Source organism: Novipirellula caenicola (assembly GCF_039545035.1).
GTDB classification, from domain to species: Bacteria; Planctomycetota; Planctomycetia; order Pirellulales; family Pirellulaceae; genus Novipirellula; species Novipirellula caenicola.
The window spans coordinates 88,173-114,811 of record NZ_BAABRO010000020.1; the positions used below are offsets into that span (position 1 = coordinate 88,173).

At 55.6% G+C, this 26,639-nt stretch carries 25 protein-coding genes and 2 tRNA genes; 12 read left to right on the forward strand and 15 right to left on the reverse strand.

Annotation, left to right across the window (positions count from 1 at the left end):
- Positions 1–7: 7 nt before the first annotated feature.
- Positions 8–1,192, reverse strand: coding sequence for a hypothetical protein (locus tag ABEA92_RS26535; RefSeq protein ID WP_425572505.1), 1,185 nt, complete (start codon positions 1,190–1,192; stop codon positions 8–10).
- A gap of 430 nt (positions 1,193–1,622) precedes the next feature.
- On the opposite strand from ABEA92_RS26535, the gene ABEA92_RS26540 reads away from it, so the two are divergent.
- On the forward strand, positions 1,623–1,967 hold the full coding sequence (locus ABEA92_RS26540; protein ID WP_345688010.1) for a hypothetical protein: 345 nt from the start codon (positions 1,623–1,625) through the stop codon (positions 1,965–1,967).
- Between the two features lie 233 nt (positions 1,968–2,200).
- On the opposite strand, the gene ABEA92_RS26545 is transcribed toward ABEA92_RS26540, so the two are convergent.
- A tRNA-Leu gene (locus ABEA92_RS26545) sits at positions 2,201–2,284 on the reverse strand.
- Between the two features lie 295 nt (positions 2,285–2,579).
- On the opposite strand from ABEA92_RS26545, the gene ABEA92_RS26550 reads away from it, so the two are divergent.
- On the forward strand, positions 2,580–3,332 hold the full coding sequence (locus tag ABEA92_RS26550; RefSeq protein ID WP_345688012.1) for an MBL fold metallo-hydrolase: 753 nt from the start codon (positions 2,580–2,582) through the stop codon (positions 3,330–3,332).
- A gap of 158 nt (positions 3,333–3,490) precedes the next feature.
- On the opposite strand, the gene nusB is transcribed toward ABEA92_RS26550, so the two are convergent.
- Positions 3,491–3,913 (reverse strand): transcription antitermination factor NusB, encoded by a 423-nt coding sequence (gene nusB, locus ABEA92_RS26555; RefSeq protein WP_345688014.1) that lies wholly within the window; start codon positions 3,911–3,913, stop codon positions 3,491–3,493.
- A gap of 204 nt (positions 3,914–4,117) precedes the next feature.
- A complete protein-coding gene (locus tag ABEA92_RS26560; RefSeq protein ID WP_345688016.1) occupies positions 4,118–6,028 on the reverse strand; it encodes a serine/threonine-protein kinase in 1,911 nt (636 codons plus the stop codon).
- A 159-nt stretch (positions 6,029–6,187) separates the two neighbouring features.
- Between ABEA92_RS26560 and lnt the strand changes: the two genes are divergently transcribed.
- The 3 genes from lnt to ABEA92_RS26575 all read left to right on the forward strand — a co-directional run bounded on the left by lnt (position 6,188) and on the right by ABEA92_RS26575 (position 9,579).
- Positions 6,188–7,924: an apolipoprotein N-acyltransferase gene (gene lnt / locus ABEA92_RS26565; RefSeq protein ID WP_345688018.1), complete on the forward strand. Its 1,737-nt coding sequence runs from the start codon at positions 6,188–6,190 to the stop codon at positions 7,922–7,924.
- Positions 7,925–8,085: 161 nt separating this feature from the next.
- Positions 8,086–8,262 (forward strand): hypothetical protein, encoded by a 177-nt coding sequence (locus ABEA92_RS26570; protein WP_345688020.1) that lies wholly within the window; start codon positions 8,086–8,088, stop codon positions 8,260–8,262.
- A 240-nt stretch (positions 8,263–8,502) separates the two neighbouring features.
- Complete coding sequence (locus tag ABEA92_RS26575) at positions 8,503–9,579, forward strand: fatty acid desaturase family protein (protein WP_345688022.1); 1,077 nt, start codon at positions 8,503–8,505, stop codon at positions 9,577–9,579.
- Between the two features lie 197 nt (positions 9,580–9,776).
- Here the strand turns inward: ABEA92_RS26575 and ABEA92_RS26580 are convergent, their stop codons facing one another.
- The 3 genes from ABEA92_RS26580 to ABEA92_RS26590 form a co-directional block, all read right to left on the reverse strand.
- On the reverse strand, positions 9,777–11,225 hold the full coding sequence (locus ABEA92_RS26580) for an anti-sigma factor family protein (RefSeq protein ID WP_345688024.1): 1,449 nt from the start codon (positions 11,223–11,225) through the stop codon (positions 9,777–9,779).
- Entirely contained in the window at positions 11,222–11,854 is a 633-nt protein-coding gene (locus ABEA92_RS26585; protein ID WP_345688076.1) for an RNA polymerase sigma factor, read from the reverse strand. Before ABEA92_RS26585 ends, ABEA92_RS26580 begins: the two co-directional genes overlap by 4 nt.
- A gap of 464 nt (positions 11,855–12,318) precedes the next feature.
- Positions 12,319–13,725: an arylsulfatase gene (locus tag ABEA92_RS26590; RefSeq protein ID WP_425572509.1), complete on the reverse strand. Its 1,407-nt coding sequence runs from the start codon at positions 13,723–13,725 to the stop codon at positions 12,319–12,321.
- A 229-nt stretch (positions 13,726–13,954) separates the two neighbouring features.
- On the opposite strand from ABEA92_RS26590, the gene ABEA92_RS26595 reads away from it, so the two are divergent.
- On the forward strand, positions 13,955–14,110 hold the full coding sequence (locus tag ABEA92_RS26595) for a hypothetical protein (RefSeq protein WP_345688028.1): 156 nt from the start codon (positions 13,955–13,957) through the stop codon (positions 14,108–14,110).
- A 63-nt stretch (positions 14,111–14,173) separates the two neighbouring features.
- Here ABEA92_RS26595 and ABEA92_RS26600 read toward each other — a convergent pair whose 3' ends face one another.
- A complete protein-coding gene (locus tag ABEA92_RS26600; RefSeq protein WP_345688030.1) occupies positions 14,174–14,410 on the reverse strand; it encodes a hypothetical protein in 237 nt (78 codons plus the stop codon).
- Positions 14,411–14,978: 568 nt separating this feature from the next.
- Here ABEA92_RS26600 and ABEA92_RS26605 point away from each other — a divergent pair.
- Entirely contained in the window at positions 14,979–15,386 is a 408-nt protein-coding gene (locus ABEA92_RS26605) for an HPF/RaiA family ribosome-associated protein (protein ID WP_345688032.1), read from the forward strand.
- Positions 15,383–15,778: a GreA/GreB family elongation factor gene (locus ABEA92_RS26610; protein WP_345688034.1), complete on the forward strand. Its 396-nt coding sequence runs from the start codon at positions 15,383–15,385 to the stop codon at positions 15,776–15,778. The genes ABEA92_RS26605 and ABEA92_RS26610 overlap by 4 nt, the downstream gene beginning before the upstream one ends.
- Positions 15,779–15,810: 32 nt before the next feature.
- Here ABEA92_RS26610 and ABEA92_RS26615 read toward each other — a convergent pair whose 3' ends face one another.
- On the reverse strand, positions 15,811–17,262 hold the full coding sequence (locus tag ABEA92_RS26615; RefSeq protein ID WP_345688036.1) for a sigma-54-dependent transcriptional regulator: 1,452 nt from the start codon (positions 17,260–17,262) through the stop codon (positions 15,811–15,813).
- Between the two features lie 32 nt (positions 17,263–17,294).
- Positions 17,295–18,812 (reverse strand): sensor histidine kinase, encoded by a 1,518-nt coding sequence (locus ABEA92_RS26620; protein ID WP_345688038.1) that lies wholly within the window; start codon positions 18,810–18,812, stop codon positions 17,295–17,297.
- Between the two features lie 460 nt (positions 18,813–19,272).
- Here ABEA92_RS26620 and ABEA92_RS26625 point away from each other — a divergent pair, with 460 nt between their 5' ends.
- Positions 19,273–19,785, forward strand: a complete 513-nt coding sequence (locus tag ABEA92_RS26625; protein WP_345688040.1) for a HEAT repeat domain-containing protein — start codon at positions 19,273–19,275, stop codon at positions 19,783–19,785.
- Positions 19,786–19,851: 66 nt separating this feature from the next.
- Here the strand turns inward: ABEA92_RS26625 and ABEA92_RS26630 are convergent, their stop codons facing one another.
- Positions 19,852–19,998, reverse strand: a complete 147-nt coding sequence (locus ABEA92_RS26630; protein WP_345688042.1) for a hypothetical protein — start codon at positions 19,996–19,998, stop codon at positions 19,852–19,854.
- A gap of 113 nt (positions 19,999–20,111) precedes the next feature.
- Between ABEA92_RS26630 and ABEA92_RS26635 the strand changes: the two genes are divergently transcribed.
- Both ABEA92_RS26635 and ABEA92_RS26640 read left to right on the forward strand, forming a co-directional pair.
- The gene (locus ABEA92_RS26635) at positions 20,112–21,104 is read left to right on the forward strand and encodes a site-2 protease family protein (RefSeq protein ID WP_345688044.1); all 993 of its coding nucleotides are present in this window, start codon (positions 20,112–20,114) and stop codon (positions 21,102–21,104) included.
- Between the two features lie 291 nt (positions 21,105–21,395).
- Positions 21,396–22,205, forward strand: a complete 810-nt coding sequence (locus tag ABEA92_RS26640) for an inositol monophosphatase family protein (protein ID WP_345688046.1) — start codon at positions 21,396–21,398, stop codon at positions 22,203–22,205.
- A gap of 98 nt (positions 22,206–22,303) precedes the next feature.
- Here ABEA92_RS26640 and cmoB read toward each other — a convergent pair whose 3' ends face one another.
- Genes cmoB through ABEA92_RS26660 form a run of 4 tightly spaced genes read right to left on the reverse strand, consistent with a single transcriptional unit; the run spans position 22,304 to position 26,141 of the window.
- A complete protein-coding gene (cmoB, locus tag ABEA92_RS26645; RefSeq protein WP_345688048.1) occupies positions 22,304–23,284 on the reverse strand; it encodes a tRNA 5-methoxyuridine(34)/uridine 5-oxyacetic acid(34) synthase CmoB in 981 nt (326 codons plus the stop codon).
- Entirely contained in the window at positions 23,281–24,027 is a 747-nt protein-coding gene (gene cmoA / locus ABEA92_RS26650) for a carboxy-S-adenosyl-L-methionine synthase CmoA (protein ID WP_345688050.1), read from the reverse strand. The genes cmoB and cmoA overlap by 4 nt, the downstream gene beginning before the upstream one ends.
- A 52-nt stretch (positions 24,028–24,079) precedes the next feature.
- Complete coding sequence (locus tag ABEA92_RS26655; RefSeq protein ID WP_345688052.1) at positions 24,080–24,364, reverse strand: acylphosphatase; 285 nt, start codon at positions 24,362–24,364, stop codon at positions 24,080–24,082.
- A 4-nt stretch (positions 24,365–24,368) separates the two neighbouring features.
- Positions 24,369–26,141, reverse strand: a complete 1,773-nt coding sequence (locus tag ABEA92_RS26660) for a SpoIIE family protein phosphatase (RefSeq protein WP_345688054.1) — start codon at positions 26,139–26,141, stop codon at positions 24,369–24,371.
- A 384-nt stretch (positions 26,142–26,525) separates the two neighbouring features.
- Here ABEA92_RS26660 and ABEA92_RS26665 point away from each other — a divergent pair.
- A tRNA-Gln gene (locus ABEA92_RS26665) sits at positions 26,526–26,597 on the forward strand.
- Positions 26,598–26,639: the final 42 nt, after the last annotated feature.

Here is a 26,639-nt window from a genome sequence, read left to right on the forward strand (position 1 = left end):
CCTTGCTCTACTGCGCTACGGCCTCGAAGATCGCGATACGTCCATCGTTTCGTTTGCCTTTGGCGTTTTCTCCGCCGTTTGGCCATGAAAGGACAACGCCGTACAGTTTGCCGTCCTTTTCGACGGGGCAGAATCCGTGCATGTGATGCATGTACTCGAGTTCGTCGTAGGTTGCGGGAATTAGCGAACCAGTGGGCTTGCCGTCATCCATCACCAACACGGGAGCCACGCCGTTGGTCATCGACAATGGATTCAGCAGCGGCAAAAACATGCTCGAACCGTGATGCGAGATGTTGCAAGGGTTCGAGCCTTTGGGCAACTCGACGTAATACTTGTTCTCTGCGCCCGTCGCCTTGATCTGCGCGCCGCCGGTGGTGAAAGCGTAGACACGACCATGGGCACGCGAGGCGACTTCGACAATCTCCTGGCCGCTCTCATTCGCGACCTGAACACCGTGTGCGGTGTTGAACGGGCCACCCACGTTCTCCTTTCCGCCCCACGCAGGACCACTCCATTGCCACTGGCCGTCACGGTACTCGGCCGACAATGCATAGTCGCCCGGAGCATAGCCGATTACGGTGACGAGTCGTTTTGCTTCAGGAAGGTAAACCACATCGCAAGGAGTGAATCTGCCACCGGCAGCGAAATACGAATTGACGGTCGGATTGTCAAACTCGGTGCCTTTGGGTTGTTTCAATTTGGCGACCACCTTGCCACGCTGCGAAACAACCACTTCGCCAGTGTTGGTCGATGCGAACGCCCAATACGATTGGCCATCCATTACAAAGCAATCGGCTCCGTGAGCGTTCATGCCACCGGCAAAGATCGAATCTTGATCCTCAACCAATTTCCATTCTTTCAATTCGGCATCCAGCGTTACCAGACCATGTTTGGCAACCACCGTCACGATCTCGTGGGTCGTCTGGTCGACATCAGCATTGTTGTGCAAACCGCCCTTGGCCGCAGCGATCATCGCATCAGACTGCTTGCCCAATTCAGGACGATGCTCCCAGCGATAGGTCTTGCCGTTCGCATTAAACGTGTTTTCAGCAGTCGCCAGATCGACCGCCACGACAGGGTGTTTCGCATCAGACGCGTGATCGTGATCGTGCCCCTCATGGGCAATTCCCTGCGAGGAAATTCCAAATGCGAACGCGATATTTAAACAGAAAACAGCTCGGGTGTATGGCACAGTAGCAGGCTCGATTGAGGAAGAAAGGGGACAGATTGCGGCGTTATTGTGACCCAATCTCTGCCATAAATCAATCACCGCCCCTTTGCAACGGGCAAGGACCCCGTGGCCGACTTTCAACAATTTGACACCGTTTCAGCGATGCAATGTCTCCAGACGGTTGGCATTGTGTTCGTCTTCGGTGGGATTCGAGTCTAGAGTCACGAGCCGCGTGATTGCGGTGGTTGTGCAGATTGTCGGCGGCAGGGCGGAGATGTTTCAACAAATTGCGACTGTAACGCAACGAGTTGCCGGTCCGCGGTGATTTCCGCGTCCTAATCTGGTTGCAGATCGATATTCTCGCCCTAAGTGCGAGCTGCACTCGACGACTTGTCTTGGCGTTCGGCGATTAATCATGCAACACAGCCAGCTTCATGTAATGAATTCGAAAATGACAATCAAAAAGTTTTTCACACTCACTTGCGGCGTGATCGTGCTCTCTTCGGTCATGGTTTCGATGCCAGAAATCCGTCCAGCTCAGGCGACGACGCCGAAAAGCCTCATACCGGCCGATTTTGAAATGGAAGGCACCTGGGTGTTCGCAGCATCGACGACCGACACCGGCATCCCCATCGAAAATCCAAAGATCGTTCACATCGAAGGCGTGCCGTTTGTCGTCGGTAAACGCAAAGGTCGATTCGAGACGTTTCAAGAAACCATGTTTGCAGGCGGCAGTACCTACATTCGTCTGAAATCGATCAACCTGATCCAGCAGGTTCCGGAATCGAACCAATGACTCATCATGGATGAAATTCGGGCTGGCTGTCCTGCGATCTTGTTAGAGATCCTCTCGCATCGGGATCTTTAGCAAGATCCACTACCAAAAATTTTCGGTAGCACACCAAAGTTGATCAAAACCGCAGAAAGTCCTTTCCCATCAGCACAAGCCACCATTGGCCAGAAAATCGAACCAGAGAAACGAAAAAAGGGTTTTCGCTGCTCAAGCGAAAACCCTTTGATTTCGATCAGTGCGGATGAGAGGACTTGAACCTCCACGCCCTTGCGGGCACTAGAACCTGAATCTAGCGCGTCTGCCAATTCCGCCACATCCGCGAATTAGCCCTAGAACAATATCGCGATTTTCCTTGAATCGCAAGTGGATGCGAGCATGAAAAAGTAGAATTCACTTCCCTATCCCACTGGCCCAAAAAAGTGGCCGACGAACGCACCACGGTCGCTCGCTTTCGACCGCCACCGCTGGACGCTTGTCAATCGCGAAGGCCTCTCAATCCGCTGCTCGGGATAATCCAACCGAGAACGCTTCTCTCTGATATACTTGGGTGCTACAACTTGCCCCCCTGATTACCCCATTCCCTTTATTTTTTGGTCCGAGCGAGGATTGGCGAGCATGCAACTTCATTGCCTCGGTACGGTAGGCTATCACCCCAACGCCCATCGCCATACCTCGTGCTACTTCCTGCCCGAATCAGGACTGCTGTTGGATGCCGGGACCGGCGTCTTTCGCTTGGCCCCCCTGATCCAGACCGATTCGCTTGATGTGCTGCTCAGCCACGCTCACCTGGATCACACCTGTGGCTTGACCTTCTTGCTGGACGTGCTGTTTGAAAGCCCAGTGAAGACCTGCCGAATCTGGGGCGAAAAAGACAAACTCGATGCGGTCCGCAAACACTTATTCAACGACTTGATCTTCCCCGCGTCGCTCAACGCCGAGTGGATGGAGATTGATTCGCTTGATGAGTTTCGAATCGGCGACACGATGATTTCACACCGCCCTCAGGATCATCCGGGCGGCAGCGTGGCTTATCGTATCGAGTGGCAGAAACAACAAAAACGACTTGTCTATGCCACCGACAACACTGGTGACACGAGCGACGAGATGGCTCAGTGGGGTCAAGCATGTGACCTGTTGATGCAAGAGTGCTACTTTCGTGACGCGTCGGCCGAATGGGCAAAGAAGACCGGGCACTGCTGGACCAGCCGCGTGGCCGAAGTCGCTCAGCGGATCCGCCCCAAAAAATTGTTGGTCACTCACATCAATCCGCTTGAACAGTGCAATGATCCCGTCGATCTGGATGTGATCCGCAATGCCGTCGATTGCCCCGTCGTGCTCGCCGAAGACGAGATGACGATCGAGTTCTAGAACCGTCGGAAATCTAAAACAGTCGAGCGTTAAAAGCCTCGAGCTGAACAAGCGAAGCGACCCGGAAAAGCAGCGTCGCTGTGGAGGGGCGATGAATGCCCCGCGATGAATGCCCCGCGAAGACAACGCCGAAGCGTCAGCCGTGGCCAACCGCGGCGTCAGTCTTTGGACTGCTTGGCTTCGAGTTCTTTGTACAGTCGGTCGAGCACCCCGTTGACGAATCGCGGGCTGTTTTTGTCGCCGTAACGTTTTGCCAAAACAATGGCTTCGTTGACCGCGACACGCCCCGGCGTATCACCAAACAAAATCTCGTAGCCCCCCAATCGCAACACATTGCGGTCGGTCACCGCCATGCGAGGCAGCGTCCAGTGGCTGGCCAATTTGCTCAGATGGGCATCGACATCATCACGATGCTCGAGCGTCCCCATCAACAATTTGTAGGCGAACTCGGTTAACGCTTTGCGTCCTTGTAAACGCGAGCGAATGAACTGCTTGGCGGATTCATCAGAGCGGGGATCGTTAACGTCCGCCTCGTAAAGCAGCTGCAATACAATCTCGCGGGCACGGCGGCGAGTGGACATTCGAACCTGACAACAATGAGGGGAAACAAAATGGAGATGCGTGTGTGGGATTCTATGCGGAAATCAGAGAAGCGCCGATTGGGGCAGCGAAGAAACCTTTGATTTCATTCGAGCAGCCCTTCGCCCAATGCCATCGACTTGGGGGGGCAGCGGTGCGGACGCGGCACGCCCCCCGATGGTGCAAAACACAGACCGCTCAGCTCGCTAGCGTGCGGGCGAAGGAGGCGGCAACTTTTCGAGCTGACGCCGGGCTTCTTCGACCGCAGGCTCGGCCCAGTCGTGATCAGCGTGCAACTGAATGATCCCCGTCAACGCTTCGCGGGCCGTTTGCGGCGGTGCGTTTTCGACCGTCTGGCGGATGCGATCGAGCAATTGGACCGCGCGAGGGTCGTGAATCACGACCGGAGCACGTTCACGCAGCAGCTGCACTTCGTGCTTCGCTAGTTCGATCATCTCCGCAAGCGGCCTATCCTCCTGCAAGGTTTGCGTGTCGTAAATCGCCAACCACTGAGTCAATCGCGACGCGGCGCCGACGGCATCCTGTTCGCGGCCGTTGATCGCATCCAAAAAACCTTGCTCTGCAGCCGAAAGCGGCGAAATGTCCAACTTTGCTTGCACACTCAACCGTCTCACCAACCGCTGCAAATCGATCGAGTGTCGCAAACGGTTGACCGTTTCATAGCGAGGATCGTCGGGAAATCGTTTGATGAATTGGTCCATCTCGAGCCGAGCTTCTCCGGGGTTTTCCGCCTCGGAGTGTTCCGCGATGACTTGATACAGCTCGTCGGCGGTGGGCTGCTCGGCCGCTTTGAAGAACAAGATCATGCCCGCAATCAGCACTGCCGTCATCAGCGAAATCGAGATCGCTTGCTTCCAGTGTTCGGCGGGCGATCCGCTGGCCGAACGCTCCGACGCGTGTTGCGGATCGCTGTCGACAGACTGAAAATGGGTGGACCGGCTAACGGTATCGGTGGGCGTTTGGGCGTCATCCTCGACGTTGGTCGGCGGGTCCGAGACCACGGTATTCTGAGAAGCAACGGTGGCGGAATAGTGCGGATTCGCGTTCTCGGAGACAGGCGGCTCAGAGTCTGGTGGGTTGCCGAGATCCGCCGTTCGAATTTCTTCGCTTGGCGGTCGACCACCGGTCATTGGATGGACACTCAACCCCGTCGTGTCGTGGCCTCCCGCGTCCGTTTTTTCAGTCGATTCGCCGATCGGCTTGGCTGGCGGTTGATCTCGCTCTGGAACCGCATGCGCGGTCGGCATCGAATGGTCCGGCAGTGTCTGCTGACGCAGCAGTCCCGCACGCATCGCTTTCAACCGATTCATCACCGACAGCGCGGTCGGGGGGCGATCCGATGGATCTTTTTCCAGCAGTTGATGGACAAGTTCGCAAAGCGCTTCGGGCAATTCCGAATCGATCAATTCCAACGGCACCGGACGATCGCGCCGCAGTGCTTCGATGACCTCGGTGGTCCGTTTGCCCGGAAAGGGAGGCCGCCCGGTCAACATCGCATACATCACACTGCCCAATGCATACAGATCGGTGCGTACCGAAACTCCGCTGCTGTCCGCCTGCTCGGGCGCCATGTAGTCGGCGGTCCCCAAGATAGAACCGGCCAGCGTCTGTTCGCCAAACCCAAACAGCTTGGCGATCCCGAAGTCGACCAATTTGACCTTCCCCGAAGTCGACAGGATCAAGTTCGCTGGCTTCAAATCGCGGTGAATCACGCCAAAGTCGTGAGCATGTTTCAGCGCGCCACAAATTTCGATGGCGATGTCGATCACCGCCTGCCAATGGATTCGCTTTTGACGCCGAATCCGCTGCTGCAGCGATTCCCCGTCCACCAATTCCATCGAATAAAACAGCTGCCCATCCTCTTCGCCGTAACCGATCAGCCGCACAATGCCTGGATGACGAAGTCGCTTTAGCGTTTCCACTTCGGAATTGAACCGTCGTCGAAATCGAGGCTCGTCGGCGACGTGGGTTGCAATCAGTTTGACGGCTACTTTTTCCCCCGTGTGCTCGTGAACTCCCACGTAGACGGCTCCCATTCCGCCTCGCCCCAATGTTTCTCCGACTCGATATGGCCCAAGGAATTCAGGAGATTTCATTGCGGATGATTTAGCACGAGAGTGGAAAAACGAAGGGAACATCACTGCGACAGCGGCATGATTGTACCGGAATCGGTCACCGATCCCATCATCACCCCCGACGCCACAAGATTGCAAAGTGCAATTTAATTGCATCCGCGGAAACACTAAGATCCCCCCATGAATGCAATTCCCCCCACGACCGCAGACGGCAGCCTCGCTAGCAAATCGAGCCGAAATCGCATCCTGCTTGCGGGAACTGGCGTTTCCATGCTCTGGTTAGCCCAGCCCCCCCTTGGATTGTGGCCGTTGGTGTGGCTGTGCTTGGTCCCGCTATTGTGGATCGTTTTCGATCAGACTGCGTTCACGCGGCGAGATTTCGGGGCGATTTGGTTGGCGTCTTTCTTGTATTGGCTGGTATCGCTGCAAGGCATCCGGCATGCGCATCCGGCCATGTACGCGTGCCTGCTGGCATTGGCTGGTTATCTCGGTATCTACCTACCGCTGTTTGTGATCCTTTGCCGCCGCTGCACACGGTGGAAAATTCCGCTGTGGTTGTCGGCCCCCGCGATGTGGGTCGGACTCGAGTGCGTGCGAAACTACATGCTCACCGGCATCTCGGCCCTGATGCTCGGCCACACCCTTGCCAACGTCCCGGTGATGATTCAAATCGCCGACCTGTTTGGCACCTACGGGGTTAGCTTCGTGATCGTTTCGGTGAACGTTGCGCTGTTCCGTTTGGCAAGGCAATTCGTTCTGCGAAAATCATCCACGGCCAAGTCGGCTAACGACGAATCCGTTGGTGGCACCATCGCCGCATGTGTGGTGGCAGTCGCATGCATCGGCGCCAGTTTCATGTATGGCCAATTCCGACTCGGCCAACCCGTCACCGAACCCTTATCGACGTTCGCGCTAATCCAGCGTGATGAACAAGTCGAATACCAACAAGACATTGAGCGTGAACTGTCAATTTTCCAAAACTATGCCGCTCAAAGCATCGAGGCACTCGAGCATAGCGACCGCGCGGTGGATGTCGTGGTTTGGCCCGAATCGATGTTCACCGGTGGATTGCCATGGATGATCGTCGAAGCCGATGCGGCCGTGCCCGAACAATACGAAGGGCCGCCCGAATCGTTTGTTGCCATGGTGGGGCAGAACCAAAACTATTTTCGAAGCCGCGCCGATGAATTGGTTCGCATACTTGCCCAAGCTCCGTCGCAGCCACAATCACCTCATTTGGTAGTGGGATGTGGCGTGGTGCGATATGGCAAACAACCACACGCGTACAGCGGAATGGTTCACGTATCGCCCGCAGCAGAGGTCAGTCAGTGGTACGGTAAAAATCATTTGGTCATGTTCGGGGAATACGTTCCGCTGCTGCCGAGTATTCCCGGTTTGCGATCGTTGATCCCGGCTGGCTTGGGGGTCACGCCTGGCGACGGGCCGACGGTGTTTACAGTCGACGACACCGCCATCGTGCCGAGCGTCTGTATCGAAACCGCTGTGGAACGGGTCATGGTCAATCACCTGAGCCGTTTACAAAAAAACAACAAACGCGGCGATGTGTTCGTCACGGTGACCAATGATGGATGGTTTGATGATTCAAGCATCTTGGCACACCATCAACGTTGCGCGCAATTGGTCGCGGTGGGGACGCGGCGACCGGTTTTGTCATCGGCCAACAATGGACCTACCGCGTGGATCGATAGCTGTGGCCGGGTAGTGGAATCATTGCCCTCGGGGACCCACGGTGCGATCATTGCCACACCCAACCGTGATGATCGAACCAGTTTGTACGTTCGCATTGGCGATCTACCGGCAAAGCTGCTGGGATTGGCTTGTCTGATTGTGCTGACTGCGATGATCGCCGAGGCCAACGCGAAACGCAGGGCACGACACTCGACATCGGCTTCGTAACGCCGCAGCGTATTACGGCGAAGCAGTCGGAGTCGGCCAATTGGGGCGTTTGCATTCGGTGTAGCTACGCTCGCCAGAGCGTGGATATCGCGTGGATCGTTGCAGCACGAATACGACTCGCCACCATTTTGGGAAAAGTAGTTATTCGAACATGCCTCAGCGTGTCGCCCATAAAGCCAGAGGGGGGCGGCCCCCAGTACCGTCGGGCTCGTCGTGGCGAAGCCAGCGACACCATCGGCCACCGCGTTGCCGATGCACTGTTGTCGCCCAGTTGTCGCCCGATTGTCGCCACCACGTTGACGACACCACCGCCGCCATCATGGGGGCACGCTTGTTGAAGTTCCTGTGAATACGTCCCCGCCCCTCCGCAGGATTTATCTACTAATTGCCGCAAATTTCGGATTGGTTCCCCATCGGCTGCGGGTTGTGGTTGTCGATCTTGGGCAGTTTTGCTCACATACTACCCCGCGACCGTGCTGCCAGCTCGATCGCCCCTTGGATGCACCACGCATCTGAAACGTTTTGGGCCAATAAATCGGCGGAATACGTTTGCAACTATGCTTTAGGAAATAGACCCATTGAGTGCCAATTGCATTGAATCCGATACGGAAATCGAATCGTGGCAACCGCCTGTTGACGAAGAAAACGAAACACGATCCTCGGCTCATCAGCGAAGTCTGGATCGCGAGCTATTGATTGCCAGTCGTGAATTTGCCGTCGAACATCGCGGCAAGAGTTGGTGGCATCTGGGCAGCACACTTGCGGCGGTCCTGTTTTTCGCCGCGGTTGCCGGGATGACCGAGCCGCTTTGGTTGCGAACGCTCGCCAGTGTATTGACGGGGCTGACGCTGGTTCGCATGTTTATTTTGTACCACGACTACCAGCACAACACGATTTTAACTCGGTCTAAATTGGCCAAGCTGATCTTGAGCGTGTACGGCAATCTGATGCTGACGCCGCCAAGTGCGTGGAAGCATTCGCACGATCATCACCATCACCACAATTCAAAATTGTTCGGTACCGACCTTGGTTCGTTTCCGATCATGACCACGGCGAACTATCGCAAAGCAACGAAGCTCGAGCGATTGAGCTACCGCATTGCTCGCAACCCATTGGTCATCTTGTTGGGTTACTTTCCGGTGTTCTTGTATGGGATGTGCATCTACACCGCCAATCGTGACCCGCGGCGGCACTGGGATGCATTCACTTCGATGCTGCTGCACTTTGGATTTATCGCGGCCTGCATTTGGTTTAGCGGATGGGTGACCACGGCGTTTGTGTTTTTACTGCCGACCTGGATCGCGACCTGCTTGGGAACGTACCTGTTTTACATTCAACACAATTTCCCTGGTGCAAAGATCCGTGACGGCGAAGAGTGGAGCTACACCAATGCCGCACTGGAATCCTCGAGCTTTCTCGAGATGGGACCGCTAATGCACTGGATGACGGGCAACATTGGCTACCATCACGTGCATCACTTGAACGCAAAGATCCCGTTCTACAGGTTACCCGAAGCGATGCAGGCCCTGCCTCCACTGCAGACCCCAAAGAAGACGTCGCTGAAAATTCGCGACATAGTCCGCTGTCTGCAGCTGAAGTTTTGGGATGAGGACCGCGATCGTTTGATCACCTATGCCGAACTCGACGCAGCATAACGGAGCGTGACTGCAGAACCAAACGGCTTGTTGATTTATTGAGCCGCGACGCGTCAGCGGCCGGGTCCCACGCAACACCCCGGTGCCTTACGGCCAATGCCATCGACTTTCGCACGAAACGGGCGTTCTTATAGCGGTGCGGCGCAGGGCCTCGCGCCGCGAATGCTACCCAATAGTCGCAACCGGCAAACTTGCGGTTAGGGGCCGCGGCGGTAGGACGGGGTCAACCGATCGATCGCCTGTTTTGCGGGCAATAAATCGATCAGCTCACGCTCACGCGAATCCAATTGTTGGTAGCGATCCACCAACGTCGTCTCGTTTTCATTTCGAGTCCAAGCCTTGCGCCGGACCGTTTCTTCGGCCCAATAACGCAGCGTCACCCCTTCCATGATCGGATTGCGGGGATCGCCTGCGATCGAATCGAGCACGTCGCGGTCGGCATCCGAGAGGATGATTTCGATCATCGACAACTCTTCCAACGTCAATGGGGCGGGGCGATCATTGGGGGCATTCCCCGAGGATCCTCGGTCACCGGGACCATTCGGCCCCCCTGGGCCGCGGCCGAAACCGAACCGACCACCTCGGCCATCGGGACGACCGCTATCGCCAAATACCATCGCGCCGATCGCCATCATCTCAGCTCGATCGCTATCGACCAATTGCTTGAGCCGCGAGACAAACCGCGTCACGCCGGGATCGTCATTTTTAAGACGCTGCTTCAGAATTTGATGCAGCGCGAATGCGATTCGCTCGATGGTGTCGTCCGACAAATTCAAACTGGACCGTTTCGACATCGCCAACTGAGTCTGATCAATCGCTTGCTTGATTGCCTCGCGACGCAGATCCAAATCATCCGATTCGATCTTGTCACGCAGGTCACTCGCGAGCGTCTCTCGCCACACCGAATAGATCTGCATCGTTTGCAGCAATACATCTGGATTGGCCGCGGCTTGAACGCGTTCCGCAGTCTCACGAATCTGCTGCTGGTCGTGTCCTTCCAAACGAGTGAAACGCTTCCAGTTTGAATCCAATTGCGAACGCTGGACCAACGTCAACGTTTCGATCACATCTTCTCGTTCGGATAGATCGACATTCGACACGATCGGCTCAGGCGTGGACAAATCACCGATGTCCTTCATCGCCGTCACCATATTGCTCCATGATTCGTTGAGCGCCAGATCACGCATCAACTGCAGATCACGACCCGCCAGGTAGGCGTCCATGTTCTCGGCGACGGCGAGATCTGCTAACTCGGATTGGTAGTGCAATGTTCGGATACCATAGATCGTCGCCGCAGCGCCCAATACGCCCAACACACACAATCCCGCCGTGATCAATGGCCAGCGAAAACGACGAACGATTGCACGCGGAGCTGATTGATCGGGGGTCGGTTTGACGATATCCGAAACGACCAACTCGAGCGTGGATTCGACCAATTTTTCACAGGGCGTCAACGCAGGAAAATCGTCTAGATAATCCCACCCTTGCTGCAATGATTGCAGTCGTCGTCGCAACGACTCGTCGTCCAACAAACGATCTTCGAGCTGCGTACGTGATTCATGATCAAGTTCACCATCGACATAGGCGACGAGCAATTCGTCGTCCGGATCCAGTGGTGCATCATCGGTCAATAGTTTCAAACTCATGGTCCCACCTCCTTGGGGATGAGTCCCGAGTCGATGTAAGGTTGCAGCATTTCTTTCAAGTTGACTCGCGCCCGGCTCAGCAGCGATTTGACTGCCTTGGGCGTCAGATCCATCGTTTCGGCAATTTCGGCGTAGCTCATGCTCTCGAATCGCGACAACATCAAAGCCATCCGCTGCCGTTCGCTGAGTGATTCGACCGCTTGGCGAACGATCTGTGCTCGTTCACTGCCTTCGCTCACACGCGCCGGCATCAATCCGCTGGCGTCCAGTGCGGTGGACGCCAACAATTGAGCGTTACTAGGTGAATCTTGGCTTCGCGGCGCGTCGACTTCGCTCACTTCGCGACGACGCGACATCGTGCGAGCCGAGTTCCGCGCTACGTTGCCAGCGATCGTAAACAGCCAAGTTGAAAATTTGGCTCCCGGTTCATAGCGTTTGCGAGCACGATAGACACGCAAAAAAACTTCTTGCGTTAAGTCTTCTGCCAATTCATGGCTCGGTCCGAGTGTGTGCATCAATCGCACCAATCTTGCCTCATACCGACGCACTAATTCCTCAAACGCTCCCGCATCATCGTCGCGAACGCGCAGCATCAAACGAACGTCCGGATCGGATTGTTGATAACGCATCGCGGTCGAATCGCTTACAGCCAAACCAGCCTGTTGGGATAATTAGGAACGAGAACGAGTCTTCTTTGTTTTAGTTTAGTGTCTCAGCGACTGTTGGGGATACCATCCCCGGTTACCTCAAGAATTAACCCAAGAATTGCCCTGAAGGTTCCGCAAAAAATCGAAAGATCGAGAGAACGTCCTCGCGTTCGCGTCGCCGGGGGAATCGTCAAGGGGTCGAAGCGTCGAACGAGCGGAAATCGAACGTGTGAATGGGCGAGTGGGCAAACGGGCGAACGTCGGGGGGAGTGCAGCGCAAGGCTGACAGCAAGAACGAAAGGCCGACAGAAAAAAACGAATTGCATCGGTTCTCGATTTCACGTCGCCCCACGCTCATTTTACGTCGTCCCACGTTCGGCTCCGAATCGGTTCCGGGTCCCCCGCGCCCTCATGTTGGCCCCACACCTGCGATGGGCGACGGAATGCTATTGAGGCTTCGTGTCCCACCACGCTTGCCAGGCTGCCGCCATCTGTTCGACCAACTCTGGTTTCTCGGCCGCGCGATCAACGATTTCGGTGGGGTCCAACTGAAGATCGTAGAGTTCCCATGTGCCATTGGCCCGACGAATGCATTTCCATTGGCGATCGCGGATAGCTTGGTACTTGCCGAATTGCCAATACAGCGGCCATGGACGTTCGCCCGCTTCACCGCGTAGTGCGGGAACAAGCGAGTGACCAGCCAAATCACGGGGCACGTCGACGTTCGCCAGGTCCAACATGGTTGGAGTGAAATCGACAAGATGACCGACATGATCGGTGACCGATCCCGCTTGAATCTTGCCGGGCCAATACGCGATCATCGGCGTCCGTGTTCCTCCTTCGTAGTCGGTTGTTTTGTATTTGCGATACGGCGTATTCGACGCATTGGCCCACACACGGCCTTGGGTCAAGTAACTGGTGACCTCCCACGGCATTGCCCCTTCGACAGTCGATCGGTCGGCCGAATCCTCGCTGGCCCCATTGTCGGACAAGAAAAAGACAACGGTGTTCTCGGCTTCACCGAGCTGCTCAATCTTGGCGAGCACGCGACCGATGTTACGGTCCAATCGATCAATCATCGCAGCGTAGGTGGCCATTCGCAGATCCCAGTGGTCACGCTGATCGGCAGGGATCGAATCCCACGCCGGCAATTGCTCGTCGCGTGGTGACAACGTTGCATTGACGGTCAGCACCCCAAGCGACTGCTGTCTTTCAAAACGCTGCTCTCTTAGCTGGTCCCAGCCGATTGCTTTGTACTTTCCTCGATACTTGGCCACATCCTCTTCGCTGGCGTGCATCGGATAGTGTGGCGCCGTGTAGGCGAGGTACAACAGGAACGGTTTTGATTCGTCCTGGTACTGATCAAGATATCCAATCGCATGATCAGTGAACGCGTCCGTGGTGTAGAAGTCCTTTGACTCCGGTGTAAACGGCAAAAACGTTTGGTCATCAATTGCCCAGCGACGTACTTTCTTTTTCGCTGGCTCAGGCTCTCCATCCCTTGCAAGCCCGGGATTCCAAAAATTGCAGCAGCCATCGGTTAGTCCATAGTAGCGATCAAATCCACGTTCAAATGGCGTTTGTCCGGCGTGCCATTTTCCCGTCATCAACGTTCGATAACCGGCCGCCCGCATTCGCTCGCCAAACGTTTCGTCCGCGTAGTGAACCGTGGGCGACGCCCCCACATGATGCCACCAATGCCCCGTCAAAATCGACGCCCGCGTGTGCTCGCATTTCGCGTTGTTGTAAAACGTTCGAAAACGCATCCCGCCGCGGGCTAGACGATCCAAGTTAGGTGTATCGATCTCGCCGCCATAACATCCGATGTCCGAAAACCCCATATCATCGGCCATGATCAAGACAATGTTCGGGCGTTCCCGGTCCGCGGCATTCAACGTTCCGGGAACCGCGTGAACGAACAGCCCCAATAATGCGATCCCAAAGACACAGTGCCGTGCATGAACCATGCATCGGCACCCAGCAGTCGGCGGATTCACAGTGGACAGAAGCATGTTGAATTCCTGTGGAGAACAAGTTGCAATAAGAGGGAAGCGAGCGGCACCGCCCAAGGGAGTCACATCGATGATGTCACGAAGCGGATGCGGATGGTCGGCCAAACGCAATTCCGCGGCCGAGGCGATGAACGGTAATCTTAATTCAAAACCGCAGCGCGGAGGACTGGTCCGCCATGACGTCGGCGTAATCGCAATCCATACACGCGTTCAAGCGGTCCGCTGAAACGGGGCCGTGCGAGGAAATCCGGATTGGCCACGAAATCGCCTTTTACCCCGAGTCCGATTTTCATCCGCGGCGACTGTTAATCCGGCGCACCGCCATTTTGTCGCTGACGCGTCCACTGCGTCGCGTGGCATGGTGAGGACAAAAAATCGTCAACCGCTCGTCGTTGAAATCTGCCGAGAAAACCGGCGTTCTCGCCACAAACGGCACCGAACAATTCAAGTCCGATGCATGCGTTGGCACACTCTTTGCCAACATCTCTTCCTTCACCTGCTTGCAACCGCAATGCAGGGTGGTCATCCAGCGGGATTGCCCCTTTTTTTCCGCGAAAAACCGACAAAAAAGCGATTTGCTTGCACAACAATGTTCTTGTCCCCCCAGTTCCTTAGAAAACGATTAAACCGATTGTGACGCTCGGCAGCGTCCGCAGGTGTGAATCGACAATGAGAGAGCGGATGTGACTGATTTTAAAAAAATTGACGGCACAGAAAACGAAGGCGTCATGCTCAGCCAAAACTCGCTCCGTCACGCCCCAAAATTCGCTGGTCCGATGCCCTGCCAGCCCGCCTTCCCCACCGCCGACGGGGAGGGTAACGAAAACAATTCTGCCCCTGTTAACTTCCCCACGGCCCCCATGGATCGGAGTAAAATATTTGTATCCATGGAACGCCGCGGCCACTTCGATCAGCGACTGCGAACGTTTCGAGTCACGCTGTCCATTTTGGTCAGCGGCTGCATCACATTAGGAGCGGTCGTGTGGTGGCGACTGCTTAACTAATTCCTCGTTCGTCATCCCGCACTGCGGATGCGCATCCACCGCATCGTTCGAAGATCGTTTCACTGTTTCCACTATCAAGGAACTCGCCAGATGAAGTTAGTAATCAGCAGCAACCGAGTCGCAGTAGGCAACAAGCTTCGCAATTACATCGAATCACGCTTGCAGCAATCCTTTCAGCGACTTGACCGGTGGGTACAGAAAGTCTCTGTGTGCTTGGATGACATCAACGGCCCTCGCGGCGGCGTCTGCAAACAATGCCGACTTGTCGTGACGTTAAACGGAGCCGAAACGGTGGTGGTTACAGAGACGGGCGCCAGTGTCGGCGCATCGGTATCCAAGGCGATTCGGCGTGCTGGTTTTGCGATGACGAAACGAGTGAAATCACGACAGGACCGTCGCGTTAAAAAGGTCTCTCATCGGCACATTCCGGTAGTCGCCTTGGCGGAATCCCCGGAACTTCCTCAAGAAGATGATCCGTATTGGAGCAACACGCCATGAAATCTCTCGCCACGAAGTACACGGTAACCACTCGTGATCGTGCAAAGATCACCGAACTGCTAAACGCCCCCGAGGTCTGCAATCAGACCTCGGCCGAGGTGCAACGTTCGCTACGCGAACGACTGCAACAAGCAGCGAGTGTCGAAGCGTCCCAAGTGTCGGGTGAGCTGGTGTCGATGAATTCGCCGTTCTATCTACAAGATCAAACGACCGGCGAAGTAATCAAACAATGGCTCTGTTACCCTGATGCCGCCGGCTATTCGGCAAACGACTTGTCCATTTTGTCACCACTTGGCGCCCAAGCACTGGGATGTCGCGTCGGGGATGAAATCGTAGTGGACGATTCGAATGGCCGACGACGTCGCTTCACCGTGTTACGAATCTTGGCGTGAGCGGTATAACCTCTTGGAAAATGTTCGGAACATCAATCTTGATGTTCCGTTTCCGATCTCAGGCGTTTTTCAAACGTCAGCCCCAAGTCCGTGATTTTCGTCCGCAAGGTGCTCCGGGCGATCCCCAAAATCTCACTTGCCTGAGCTTGGTTCCCTCCGGCATGGCTAAGCACTTCGGGCAACACAATCCGGTCAACTTCGTTATGCAGTTTCTGGTACAGATTGGGCTGGCCTTCGGAAAGCAGCCCGTTGACAAACTGCTGCAGATTGGCCGCGTCTAATTCCGAAGAAACCGCTGCGGGGGACGACGGCATCTCACCGCGACAGGATGGCGGCAAGGAATTCAACGTCAAAACCTCTCCCACGTTTCGCACCAACGCATGCTTCACCGCACTTTGCAGCTCGCGAACGTTCCCCGGCCAAGCGTATTGTTTCAGCCGTAACATTGCATCCGGCGCGATCGAGCGAACTTGTTTGCGCAACTCCTGATTGAAGAGCTTGACGAAGTGCTCGACGAAAATCGGGATATCCTCAGCACGTTCTCGCAGCGGAGGCAATTGGATCGTGAACACGCTGAGCCGGTAATACAGGTCTTCACGAAAATCCCCTGCCTTGACCATTTCCAATAGATTTCGATTCGTCGCCGCGATCACTCGCACATCGACTTGGATCGTTTCATTGTTGCCGACACGTTCAAAGCTGCCGTCTTGCAATAACCGCAACACTTTGGCTTGGGTTGCCGGGGTCATATCCCCAATTTCGTCAAGGAAGATCGTTCCCCCATCGACTTGTTCAAACTTTCCCACCCTGCGTTTTTCGGCACCAGTAAATGCTCCGCGTTCGTGGCCAAACAATTCGCTTTCCAGCAGATTTTCGGGCAGCGCGGCGCAGTTGATGGCTAGAAACGGGCGATCGGCGCGACGGCTGTGCTGCAGGATCGCGCGTGCGATCATCTCCTTGCCGGTTCCACTTTCCCCTAAAATCAAAGCGTTCACGTCTTGCGGAGCCACTTGGCCAATCGCCTTGTAAACCTCTTGCATCGCAGGCGAACGGCCAACGATCTGTTCTGCGGTGGCTTCGCCGTCCGGCGGGACCGGAAACACGGTCGCGGCTTGCCCCAATTGACGCATCTCGATTGCACGCTGGACGGTTGACAGCAGGTCGTCAAACTCAACCGGCTTCAAGAGGTATTCAAACGCGCCTCGCTTCATCGCTTCGATCGCCGTTTCGGTTGTCGAAAAAGCGGTGATGATGATCACAGGAATTCGCGACTCAAGCTGGTGCAAACAATCAAACGCGTCGAGCCCCGACATGTCAGGCAGTCGCACGTCCAAGATGACCGCGTCGGGACGATCTTGCTTGAACGCCGCGATTCCTGCTTCAGCAGTCGCCGCCGTGATCACTTGCAATTCGTCCGTTTCCAAACTCTTTTTAAGCGAGTACAGCAGGTTCGGTTCGTCATCAATGATCAGTAGTTTTGACACTTAAGATTCCAACAGCATGAAAAGATCGACTATCAAGTTTGCGCGAGCACGCCGGACAGTGGCAACATCACCTTGAACACGGTCCCACCTTGGTCTCGATCCTCGGCCGTCAATTCGCCCTGGTGAGCTTCGATGATTCGTTTCGAGACGGCCAATCCAAGCCCCACTCCGGGGTCCTTCGTGCTGAAGAAGGGTTCAAAAATACGCTCGCGCTGCATATCCGGCAAACCGCAACCATTGTCCGCGACGCTCAAGCATATCCAATTTTGTGTTCCGCCGGAGGGCGCCTCGTCGCGTTGCGGCTCCTGCGTTTGACGCTGGAGCTCAACCATGATCTGGCCATGATTGGCAACCGCATCCAATGCGTTCAGTAGCAGGTTCAGTAACACCTGTCTGAGTTGCGTTGCATCGCCTTGAACCGTCAGCGGTTGATCCGGCATTCGACACTCAATCTCAATTTGACGTGTCTGAGCACGGCTGGCAACAAGATCAAGCGTTTTGTGGACGATCGGAGCGAGTTCGACCGGCTGGAATTGCAACGGCGCGGGGCGAGCAAAATCAAGAAACGTTTGCAGCAGTCGGTCCACGCGGGTGATCTCTTCGTCCAATACCGCCAAGTCGGTCGCGTTCAAATTTGCCTGGTCGTTTTTTCGCCGCGCCGATTGAACGAGCGTTTTCATGCACATCAGCGGATTGCGGATCTCGTGCGCCAACCCTGCCGCCAATTGACCAACGGCCACCAATTGATCGGCGCGAATCACTTCATGGTGCCGCAGCTGCAGTTGCTCGACGACCGATCCCACTCGATTGGAAACATTCTCAAGCACCAATTGCAAATCTTGTAGCGTGGGATCGGCCGAAATTTCGATCGGCCCTACGACGGTGTCAAGTTTTCCCGCGACGTCACGAATCGGTACCGTCAACAAAAACATCGATCGATTGATCGCACGGGCGACGCCGTAGCCCGCCTCTAACCCGACGACGCCACCGCATGCCCCCAGCAGCGCCATCACCAATGCCAACTTTTGAGCCATCGCTTGGTTTTGTTGGTTACTTTGCTCGAGCTCATTCTCATTCAGATCGAGGTAGCGGTGCGCGGCTTGTAGCACTTGCTTCGAAAGCATCTCGTCTTGAAGTCTTCGGACGCTGGCAAACGAAATTTCGGTCATCGGATCATCGACAAGCCGATGGAGTTGGGCAAAATATTCCTCCAGCCCCTCGGACACTTCGGTTAAACAAGCGATCTCTTCGTCCGATCCCGACAGGGCCGAGGCGGTGGCGAGCCAATTGTTTGCTTCCTGCTGCTTACTGGCCGCGGTCACGAGATGCTCTCGATCCAAAGTCAGCAGGAACACCCCTAATTCGTGTCGCATCTCGCGAACGAGCAATTCCATCTCTTCGGCCGCTCGAATGCTCGCCACATTGACGTCAAGAATCTGCGAGTTTTGGCGTTGCAATTGCAAAACATACCAGGCCCCCGAAAACCCCAAGCACAACAACAGCAAACCGGTCACGGGCAAAAAGACGCCTAGTTTGTTTCGTAACCTCATCGGGTTGGTCTCGGCATGAGTTTGGTTGAAATTTGGCCGGAAAACAGTAATTTCGACGTTGCGTTGTGGGCTGGCCTACGAAAGCGGTGCAGCAATCCGGGAAATACAGGCATTCGCCTCAACGTAATGACACCGGCCCCCACGGGCAATCAACCCATTTGGCAAACCCCGTGCCCTCTAGGCATTGCCTGTGCTCCCTAAACGGCTGTGCTCCCTAAACGCCTGTGCTCTGCTGAATCCTGTGCTCTGCTAAACATTGCGAGATCAGGCCCCCGGACGCGGAATCACCACTGCGGCCCACCGCAATGACATTGATTTGTTCTTCGCCGCCCTCCCTTGGTATACTGAACGGAAGCGGGGTCGCGGCAAAGGTATCGGCGTTCTCTGTCTTCTGATGTTGCTTTGCTTGACGCTCCCAGGCAGTCCCCCCAATGATCTCCAACGCCAGGAACAGCAAACAATGAAGACGAATGAAATCAGTTCGGCCATCAAACAACTTGCTTCGGATGATGGCGTTGCTCGCGAGAAAGCACGGAACGCCTTGGTCGCGGCAGAGAGTCGCGAAGTGACCGCAGCGTTGATCGCTGAACTAGTCGACCACCGCCATCAAGTTCGCTGGGAGGCGGCAAAGGCGTTATCTCAAATCGCAGATCCCGTCGCCGCGTTGCCATTGGTGCACGCGATGGACGACGATGATCACGACGTTGCTTGGGTCGCCGCCGAAGGCGTGGCTGAAATGGGCGAGATCGGGCTGCAGGCCGTGCTCAGCGGACTGACTCACTCGAGTCGATCGGGAACGTTTTACAAAGTCGCTCACCATGCCTTGAAAGAAATTCGCAAGCACGGCAAACATCGCGGGGTGGTGGCAAAAGTCATGGCAACACTCGAAGGGGTCGAACCGCGTCTGTCTGCACCGATCGCTGCCTACGAGGCGTTGCAAGAACTCCGAGGCAACGAACTGCCGACCACGTGAGCGTATCGGCAGCCCTCGTCGCCGAGCACGGCTAACAACCATCCTTTCGAAATGGGTGAGCAAGAATCACGCAAACGCGTTCAAAACCACGAACGTGTCGAGCATCGCCCCAGCCCCCTCGTTTAGCGGTGCTTCTGCGGTACCGCCAGCGGCAATGGGAAAAATCGTGGCAAATTGCCCCACCGAGACCGTATTTCCCCGAACGGCACACATGGCGAGCGTACCGCTGCAAGACATTCACCGCCGAAATGGCAGGTCCAGTTCATTGGCACAGCGTATGCATTCATCACTCGACTTGAGTTCACCTTTTTCGAGGAGATTGATAGATGAGGGGTTCATGGCATTTGGGGCGATTCGCCAACATCGACGTTCGTATTCACTGGACGTTTTTACTCGTCCCCCTGTGGATCTATTTTTCAAGCCTAGCAGCGGGCTTCGGAGTCGCAGGGGCGACCGTCTCGGTGCTGTTCGTGCTCTCGATTTTTGCGTGTGTACTGCTGCATGAATATGGGCACGCGTTGACGGCACGCCGGTTTGGCATTCCCACGCGCGACATCACGTTGTTGCCGATCGGGGGCGTTGCCAGTCTTGAGCGGATGCCGCGTCGACCGGCTCACGAATTGGCAATCGCTGTTGCCGGCCCCGCAGTCAACGTCGTGATCGCAGCGGCGATTTTCATTGGCTTTGCGATCGTTGATCCCACCGCCGGTGCCGTCACTTCGTTTCTAAGTCGCTTGGCGGTCGTCAATGTCGCGTTGGTTCTGTTCAACATGCTGCCTGCATTCCCAATGGATGGTGGCCGCGTATTGCGATCGCTGTTGGCGATGACGATGCCTTACGCTTCGGCAACGCGAATCGCGGCAAACGTGGGTCAAGTCACTGCGGTCGGCTTCGGTCTACTCGGTTTGGTCAGTGGCAATTTGATGCTGGTCTTCATTGCCGGTTTCATCTTCTTGGCCGCTCGTGGCGAAGCGATGATGGCTAACGCCCCGGATCGACACGATGATCATCGGATGCCACCGATTGACAACGAATCCAGTGATGCGGTCAAAGCAAGGTTGTTGAACCAATCCGGCCCAAACTTTCCCGACGTTCGCTCGCTGCCAATCATCAGCAGCCAGTGGAATGCGACAAACGCATTGGGTTGGCTGTGCAACCATTCACTGGAACGCTTCCTGGTCTCTAGCGGTGGCACGGTCGTAGGAATGATCAGCAAGAGCGACCTGCAACGCGTCGTTCGCGAAGGCCGCGGCGCGATGGCAATCGAACGTTTATTGGCGCTGCGGATCATTCCAGTGCAATCGCTCCGCTCGGTATGAATCGAGCCGTCGGAAGCCCCTTTCAGCGGCCAGCGTCGATGACGCAAGCCAAACAAGCGATTGGGGCAGACCGACGTCACGACCAGCCGCGCCGATTAGGCATCAGCTCACGCAACCGCCTGCCACGCGAATGACACGAATGCACTTAGCCCCCTTCGCTGGCAGGCGAACGACAGGCTCGGTCACCGGCGTGCTTGTCGTTTGGTCTTGGCATCGGGGCGTCGGCAATCGAAGGTTGGCTTGGTAATGTAGTTGCACGATCCCTCCTTTCTTTGCAACCGAGACCAACCGATGCTCGACCAAAACGAACTTTTACTGACCGCCACAAGCGCCGCACGCGCCGGCGGCGAGATCCTGCTTCGCTATTTTCGCGATGGCGTGACGATTCGCGACAAGTCCGATTTGGGCGGCAAGACTTACGATTTGGTCAGTGACGCGGATTTGGAAAGCGAACAAGCGATTGCGAACTTTCTTAGAACACGCTATCCCGACCATGAACTTTTGGGGGAGGAGTCATTGGCCGGCGGTGCAACGGATGCCGAACATCTTTGGATCATCGATCCGCTGGACGGCACGAATAACTTCGCACACCGCTTGCCTCATTTTGCGGTTTCGATCGCCTACTATCACCGCGGCGAACCAGTGGTCGGTGCGGTCTTTAATCCGGTGCGTGACGAGATGTTCACGGCAATCCGAGGGGGCGGGGCGGCGATCAATGGCGTCGCAGCATCCGTTTGCAATGCCGAGAGCTTAGGCAAAGTCTTGATCGGTTGCGGTTTCTATTACGATCGTGGCGATATGATGCGAAGCACGCTTGCCGCGATTGAGGCTTTTTTTGGCCAGGACATTCACGGCATCCGTCGGTTCGGCACCGCATCACTCGACCTGTGCCAAGTGGGCTGTGGTCAATTCGGCGGCTTCTTTGAATACCAGCTTTCCCCCTGGGATTTTGCAGCGGGTCGACTATTCGTGACCGAAGCTGGCGGCCAAGTCAGCGATGCCAAAGGTGGCAATTTACCACTTAAAACCACCAGCCTTGTCGCAAGCAATGGAAAACTGCATGCCGCGATGCTGGAGATCACAAAGCGACACCATCCCTAGAAAGATGCTGCGAGGGTCGCACCCGCCGGCGACACGCCATACACCGTTCGCATGTCTCTTCGATATCGCGATTCAATCCATAGTGGCAAATTGGCCATCTAGGACTTTGTCGCCACGACAATCGCTCGCACCGGCGACGGATAACCTTCGACCGTGCGTGATGGATCCACGGGGTCCAAGAAATCGACCAACGAATGGAATGTCATCCATGGGGTCGCCCGCTGTTCGGCGGTCGTGGTCGGGGTCACGTCGATGACTTCGATACGTTCAAAGCCAGTCCGTCTTAACCACCGATTTAACATCGGTACCGATGGGATGAACCAAACGTTTCGCATCTTGGCGTAACGATCCTCTGGGACAAGCACCTCCTCATCCTCCGACGAGATCACCAACGTTTCGACCACCACTTGTCCGCCGGGCTTGAGCGTTTCAGCCAATGTTTGCAAGTGATCAATCGGGCTGGTGCGATGGTACAACACGCCCATCGACAGTGCCAGATCAAACGCCTGCAGTTGGCGGGGCAGATCCGTGTCGGCCAACGGCACAATGAAGTGTTTTTCGGGTTCTTGGGCGTAGCGACGAATGGCTTCGAACTGCATCACGTACAAGAGATAGGGATCACACCCGAGCACCCACTCGGCTCCTGCATCAATCATTCGCCATCCGTAGTATCCGTTGCCACAGCCGACATCGAGCACCGATTTACCGCGAAAATCGAGCGATTCAGCCAGCCGATCCCACTTCAAATTCGATCGCCATTCGGTATCCAGCGAGACTCCGAAGAAATCAAACGGCCCTTTCCTCCATGGGTGCATCTGCATCAACGTCTCCGTCAGCGAGTCGGCTTGGCTGGCATCCGCAACGAACGAACCGCGAATGGTCACCGCATCGCCGCTGGCATCAATCGTTGCGTCCTGGCAATCCGGCAGCGACTGCCATGCCGATTTCCATTTCTCGAGGTTGCCGTGCTTGGAAGGATGAAATCGCTCGCGACAAATTTGCCGCAATTCACTTGCCCAATCGGATAAACCTCGCTGACACAATTGCTCAAACAGGGCCTCTCGATCCAATAACGTCACGCTGTCGACTCCGATTTGACCGCCAAAATCGAAGCAAAATTGAAGCACTGGAACCACGGCGCAACACAATCAAATCCTGCGGCCCCCAATCGATCGATGTGCGTTTGCATCGTTTCGGGCAGCAGACGGTCTTCTAACGCAGTGCGTTTCTGAGCAATCTCGAGATCGCTGTATCCATTGGCTCGTTTAAAGTCATGGTGCAAATCATTCAGCAGCGATTGTTGTCCCGGATCATCGAAACAGATTTTCTCCGAAAGCAGCAGGGCTCCGCCCGGAACGAGTGCTTCGGCGACCGCGGTCAATAGCGACGCTCGTTGGTCTTTGGGGATGAACTGAAGCGTCAGATTTAGCACCACAAACGACGCGTTGGTCATCGGAAATTCACATACGTCCGCTTGATGCACGCGAACCTCGGCCATCCCGGTTTGTTCCTCGTTATCCTGCAATTTCATCCGCAAACGCTCGATCATCGCCGGAGCGTTATCGACCGCGTGAATGACACAGTCCCGCGGCACTTGCGGCTGAATCAGCAAAGTAGCAGCGCCAAGCGAACAACCTAAATCGTAGACATTCGTTTTCGCTTGAACGAACCGGGGAGCCAACTGCTGGATCATCGCCAAGATCGAAGCGTACCCCGGAACCGATCTCGCGATCATATCGGGAAACACCTCGACCACTTGTTCGTCAAAGGCGAAGCTGCCCACACGGTCGTGTGGCAACGAGTAAATCCGGTCGCGTTTCATCAAAGCTCGTTCATCGTCAAAGGGACCTTCGTTGTCGGGAATCTAGCGTGATCTAGGAATATCGAATCCGAAACTCATCCGCACGCTCTTCCGCTGGCAATGTTTCGATCACTCGGTCATCGATGTTTCCTTTCATCGATTCGTCGATCCGTTTCAACAATTCCCGCAGGTCTGGTTCCGAGCCGACCACATCCAATTCAACCGAACCGTCAGCCCGGTTTCGCACAAACCCACGCACACGGAGTCCCCGGCTTTGCGAAAGCGCGTTCGCGCGAAATCCGACGCCCTGAACTTGACCATCGAAGCGTACGACGTATCGAATTTGTGAATCGCTCATGGTTTTAGAATCCTGTGTCTTCCTCGGCCATTTGCCCCACCAGATCTTGGTCCGCCGTATCGGTCAATCCGGTGACGGATTCCCCCGCCGCGGCGAGCCGCTCGATCACCACCAAACACATATCGTCAAATGGCGGGGCGTCGCCTACATGCTCCAGCACCGCTTTGACCAACCGGTCCTTGATTTCTTCGGCGCGGCCGCCGAGCGCTGTCAATTCGCGAACCTTATCGATCCCAAATTCGTTGTCGTCTTCGTCCATGGCTTCGTTGATCCCATCGGTATACAAGACGGCGACATCTCCCACCGCCATTGGAAACTCGACCGCTTCGTACGACATTCCATCATCAATCGCGATTGGCAGCCCCGACTCTTCTTCGCCGGGCTCGACAATCGTTCCGGCACGAGCCAGACGCACGATGGGCGCCATATGCCCCGCATTGACGATGGTCACCGAATCGCTGGTCGGATCAATCACGACCAATAAAAAAGTAACAAAACGCTCGACATGCAACCGGCTCATGCGATCATTCAGCCGTTCGACCGCGCGAGCCACATCGGGATCGCTTGCCAAACAAAAACGTGTTTCCGCTGACAACTTGGCCATAAACATCGCCGCCGCCACGCCGTGACCGACCACATCAGCCACCACCACCGCGACACGCCCGTCGGCCAAATGGATGTAATCGAAGTAGTCGCCACCGATATGATTGGCCGCCTGATAAAAGCTGCAAACCTGGTAGCCCGGAGCATCCGGCGGAGACTGCGGCAAGAAGGCTTGCTGAACCTCGGTGGCTAATTTCAGGTCTTGTTCGACTTCGCGTTGATGCAACGCTTGCTCGTGCAATCGTGCGTTGTTGATCACCACCCCGGCCTGCGCCGCCACACCACTGAGCAAATCAGTGTCTTCCTCGCGAAACTGGCCGCGGCCTTTCAGCGAATCAATTTGCAACGCGCCGAAGGATTGACCACTACCGTCGATCAGCGGAGCGCAAATCATCGACCGGATCGAAAAATCGGCAATCGATTGACTGCTGTCAAACCGCATGTCTTCCGAGGCGTCAAGCGACAGGATGGCTTCGCCGGTTTTCATCACTTCACGAATGATCGTACGGCTGATCCGCACTGTCTCGCTCTCATCGCGAGTTTGCCGCGTTTTGACCCAGCGAGGAACCAAATTGCCGTTGGCATCCTCCATCACGACAAAACCGCGATCCGCTGCCGGAAAGATGTCGAACAAACTATTGAGCACCTTGGGGAGCACTTCGTCGAGCCCCAAAGCGTTGCTGAGGTTGCTGTTGATTCGCATTAGCGCTTCGAGCTTTGCCTCGGCCGTTGCCGATAATTTCAACCCTTCGCTGCTGCTGCGGAATTCGACTTTCGACGAGCTGATTTTCTCTGCATCGGCGTCTTCGACCATCATGATGCCAAAGTTCGATCCATCGAACGTCATCAAGTTATGATCTTGGGCAAACTCGGGCACCGCGTCTTGGTGAAAGACGAGCTCCACGTCACTGATGCGAACGCGGTCCCCTTCCCGCAGCACCTCGGGCTCGGTCAACAATTGGCCATTCAGAAAGGTCCCGTTGCGGCTTCCCGAGTCCTCGACAAGAAAATCGCCGTCTCGCTGCACCACCTTGGCGTGGTAGCGGCTGACCGCTCCGGCATCGACCACGATATGGCAATCCGGGTGTCGACCGATCACGGTCTCGCCATCTTGCAGACGAAAACGTTCTGCGCTGCCGTCATCTCCGATCGAACTTGTCGACAAGAAAGCCATAGGAAATGCCTCGGAATCGAGTAAAGCAAAAGGAGGGGGCAACGACGAGCGACCACTCATCGACCAGGATCGCTGGCGTTTCGTCACGGTTTTGCCACACCCAAAGTCGTCAAAGTCTCGCGGGGGGCTGTGCCAGAAGCACATTCTATGCCAATTGGTCCCAAACAACAACGAAGGAATCAGAAGACCACCTTGACTGCGAAACAAAAAACGATCCAAATAGGCATCGCAGTCAGCGGTAGCGAAGAAAGCAATTTCGCTTATGATGAATCAGCACGTGCGATGTAACGAGGCGAATTCAAATCACCCCATTTGAAAACCCGCTACGGTCAAAACGCAAATTCTGCGTAACGACGATCCACGTTCATCCATCGGCGTCAACACTGCCCCATAGTGTAATTGGCAACACGACAGATTCTGACTCTGTTATTCTAGGTTCAAGTCCTAGTGGGGCAGCTCTCGCAGCAGAAAAGGCGTGGCTTTTTGCTGGGCAAAGGT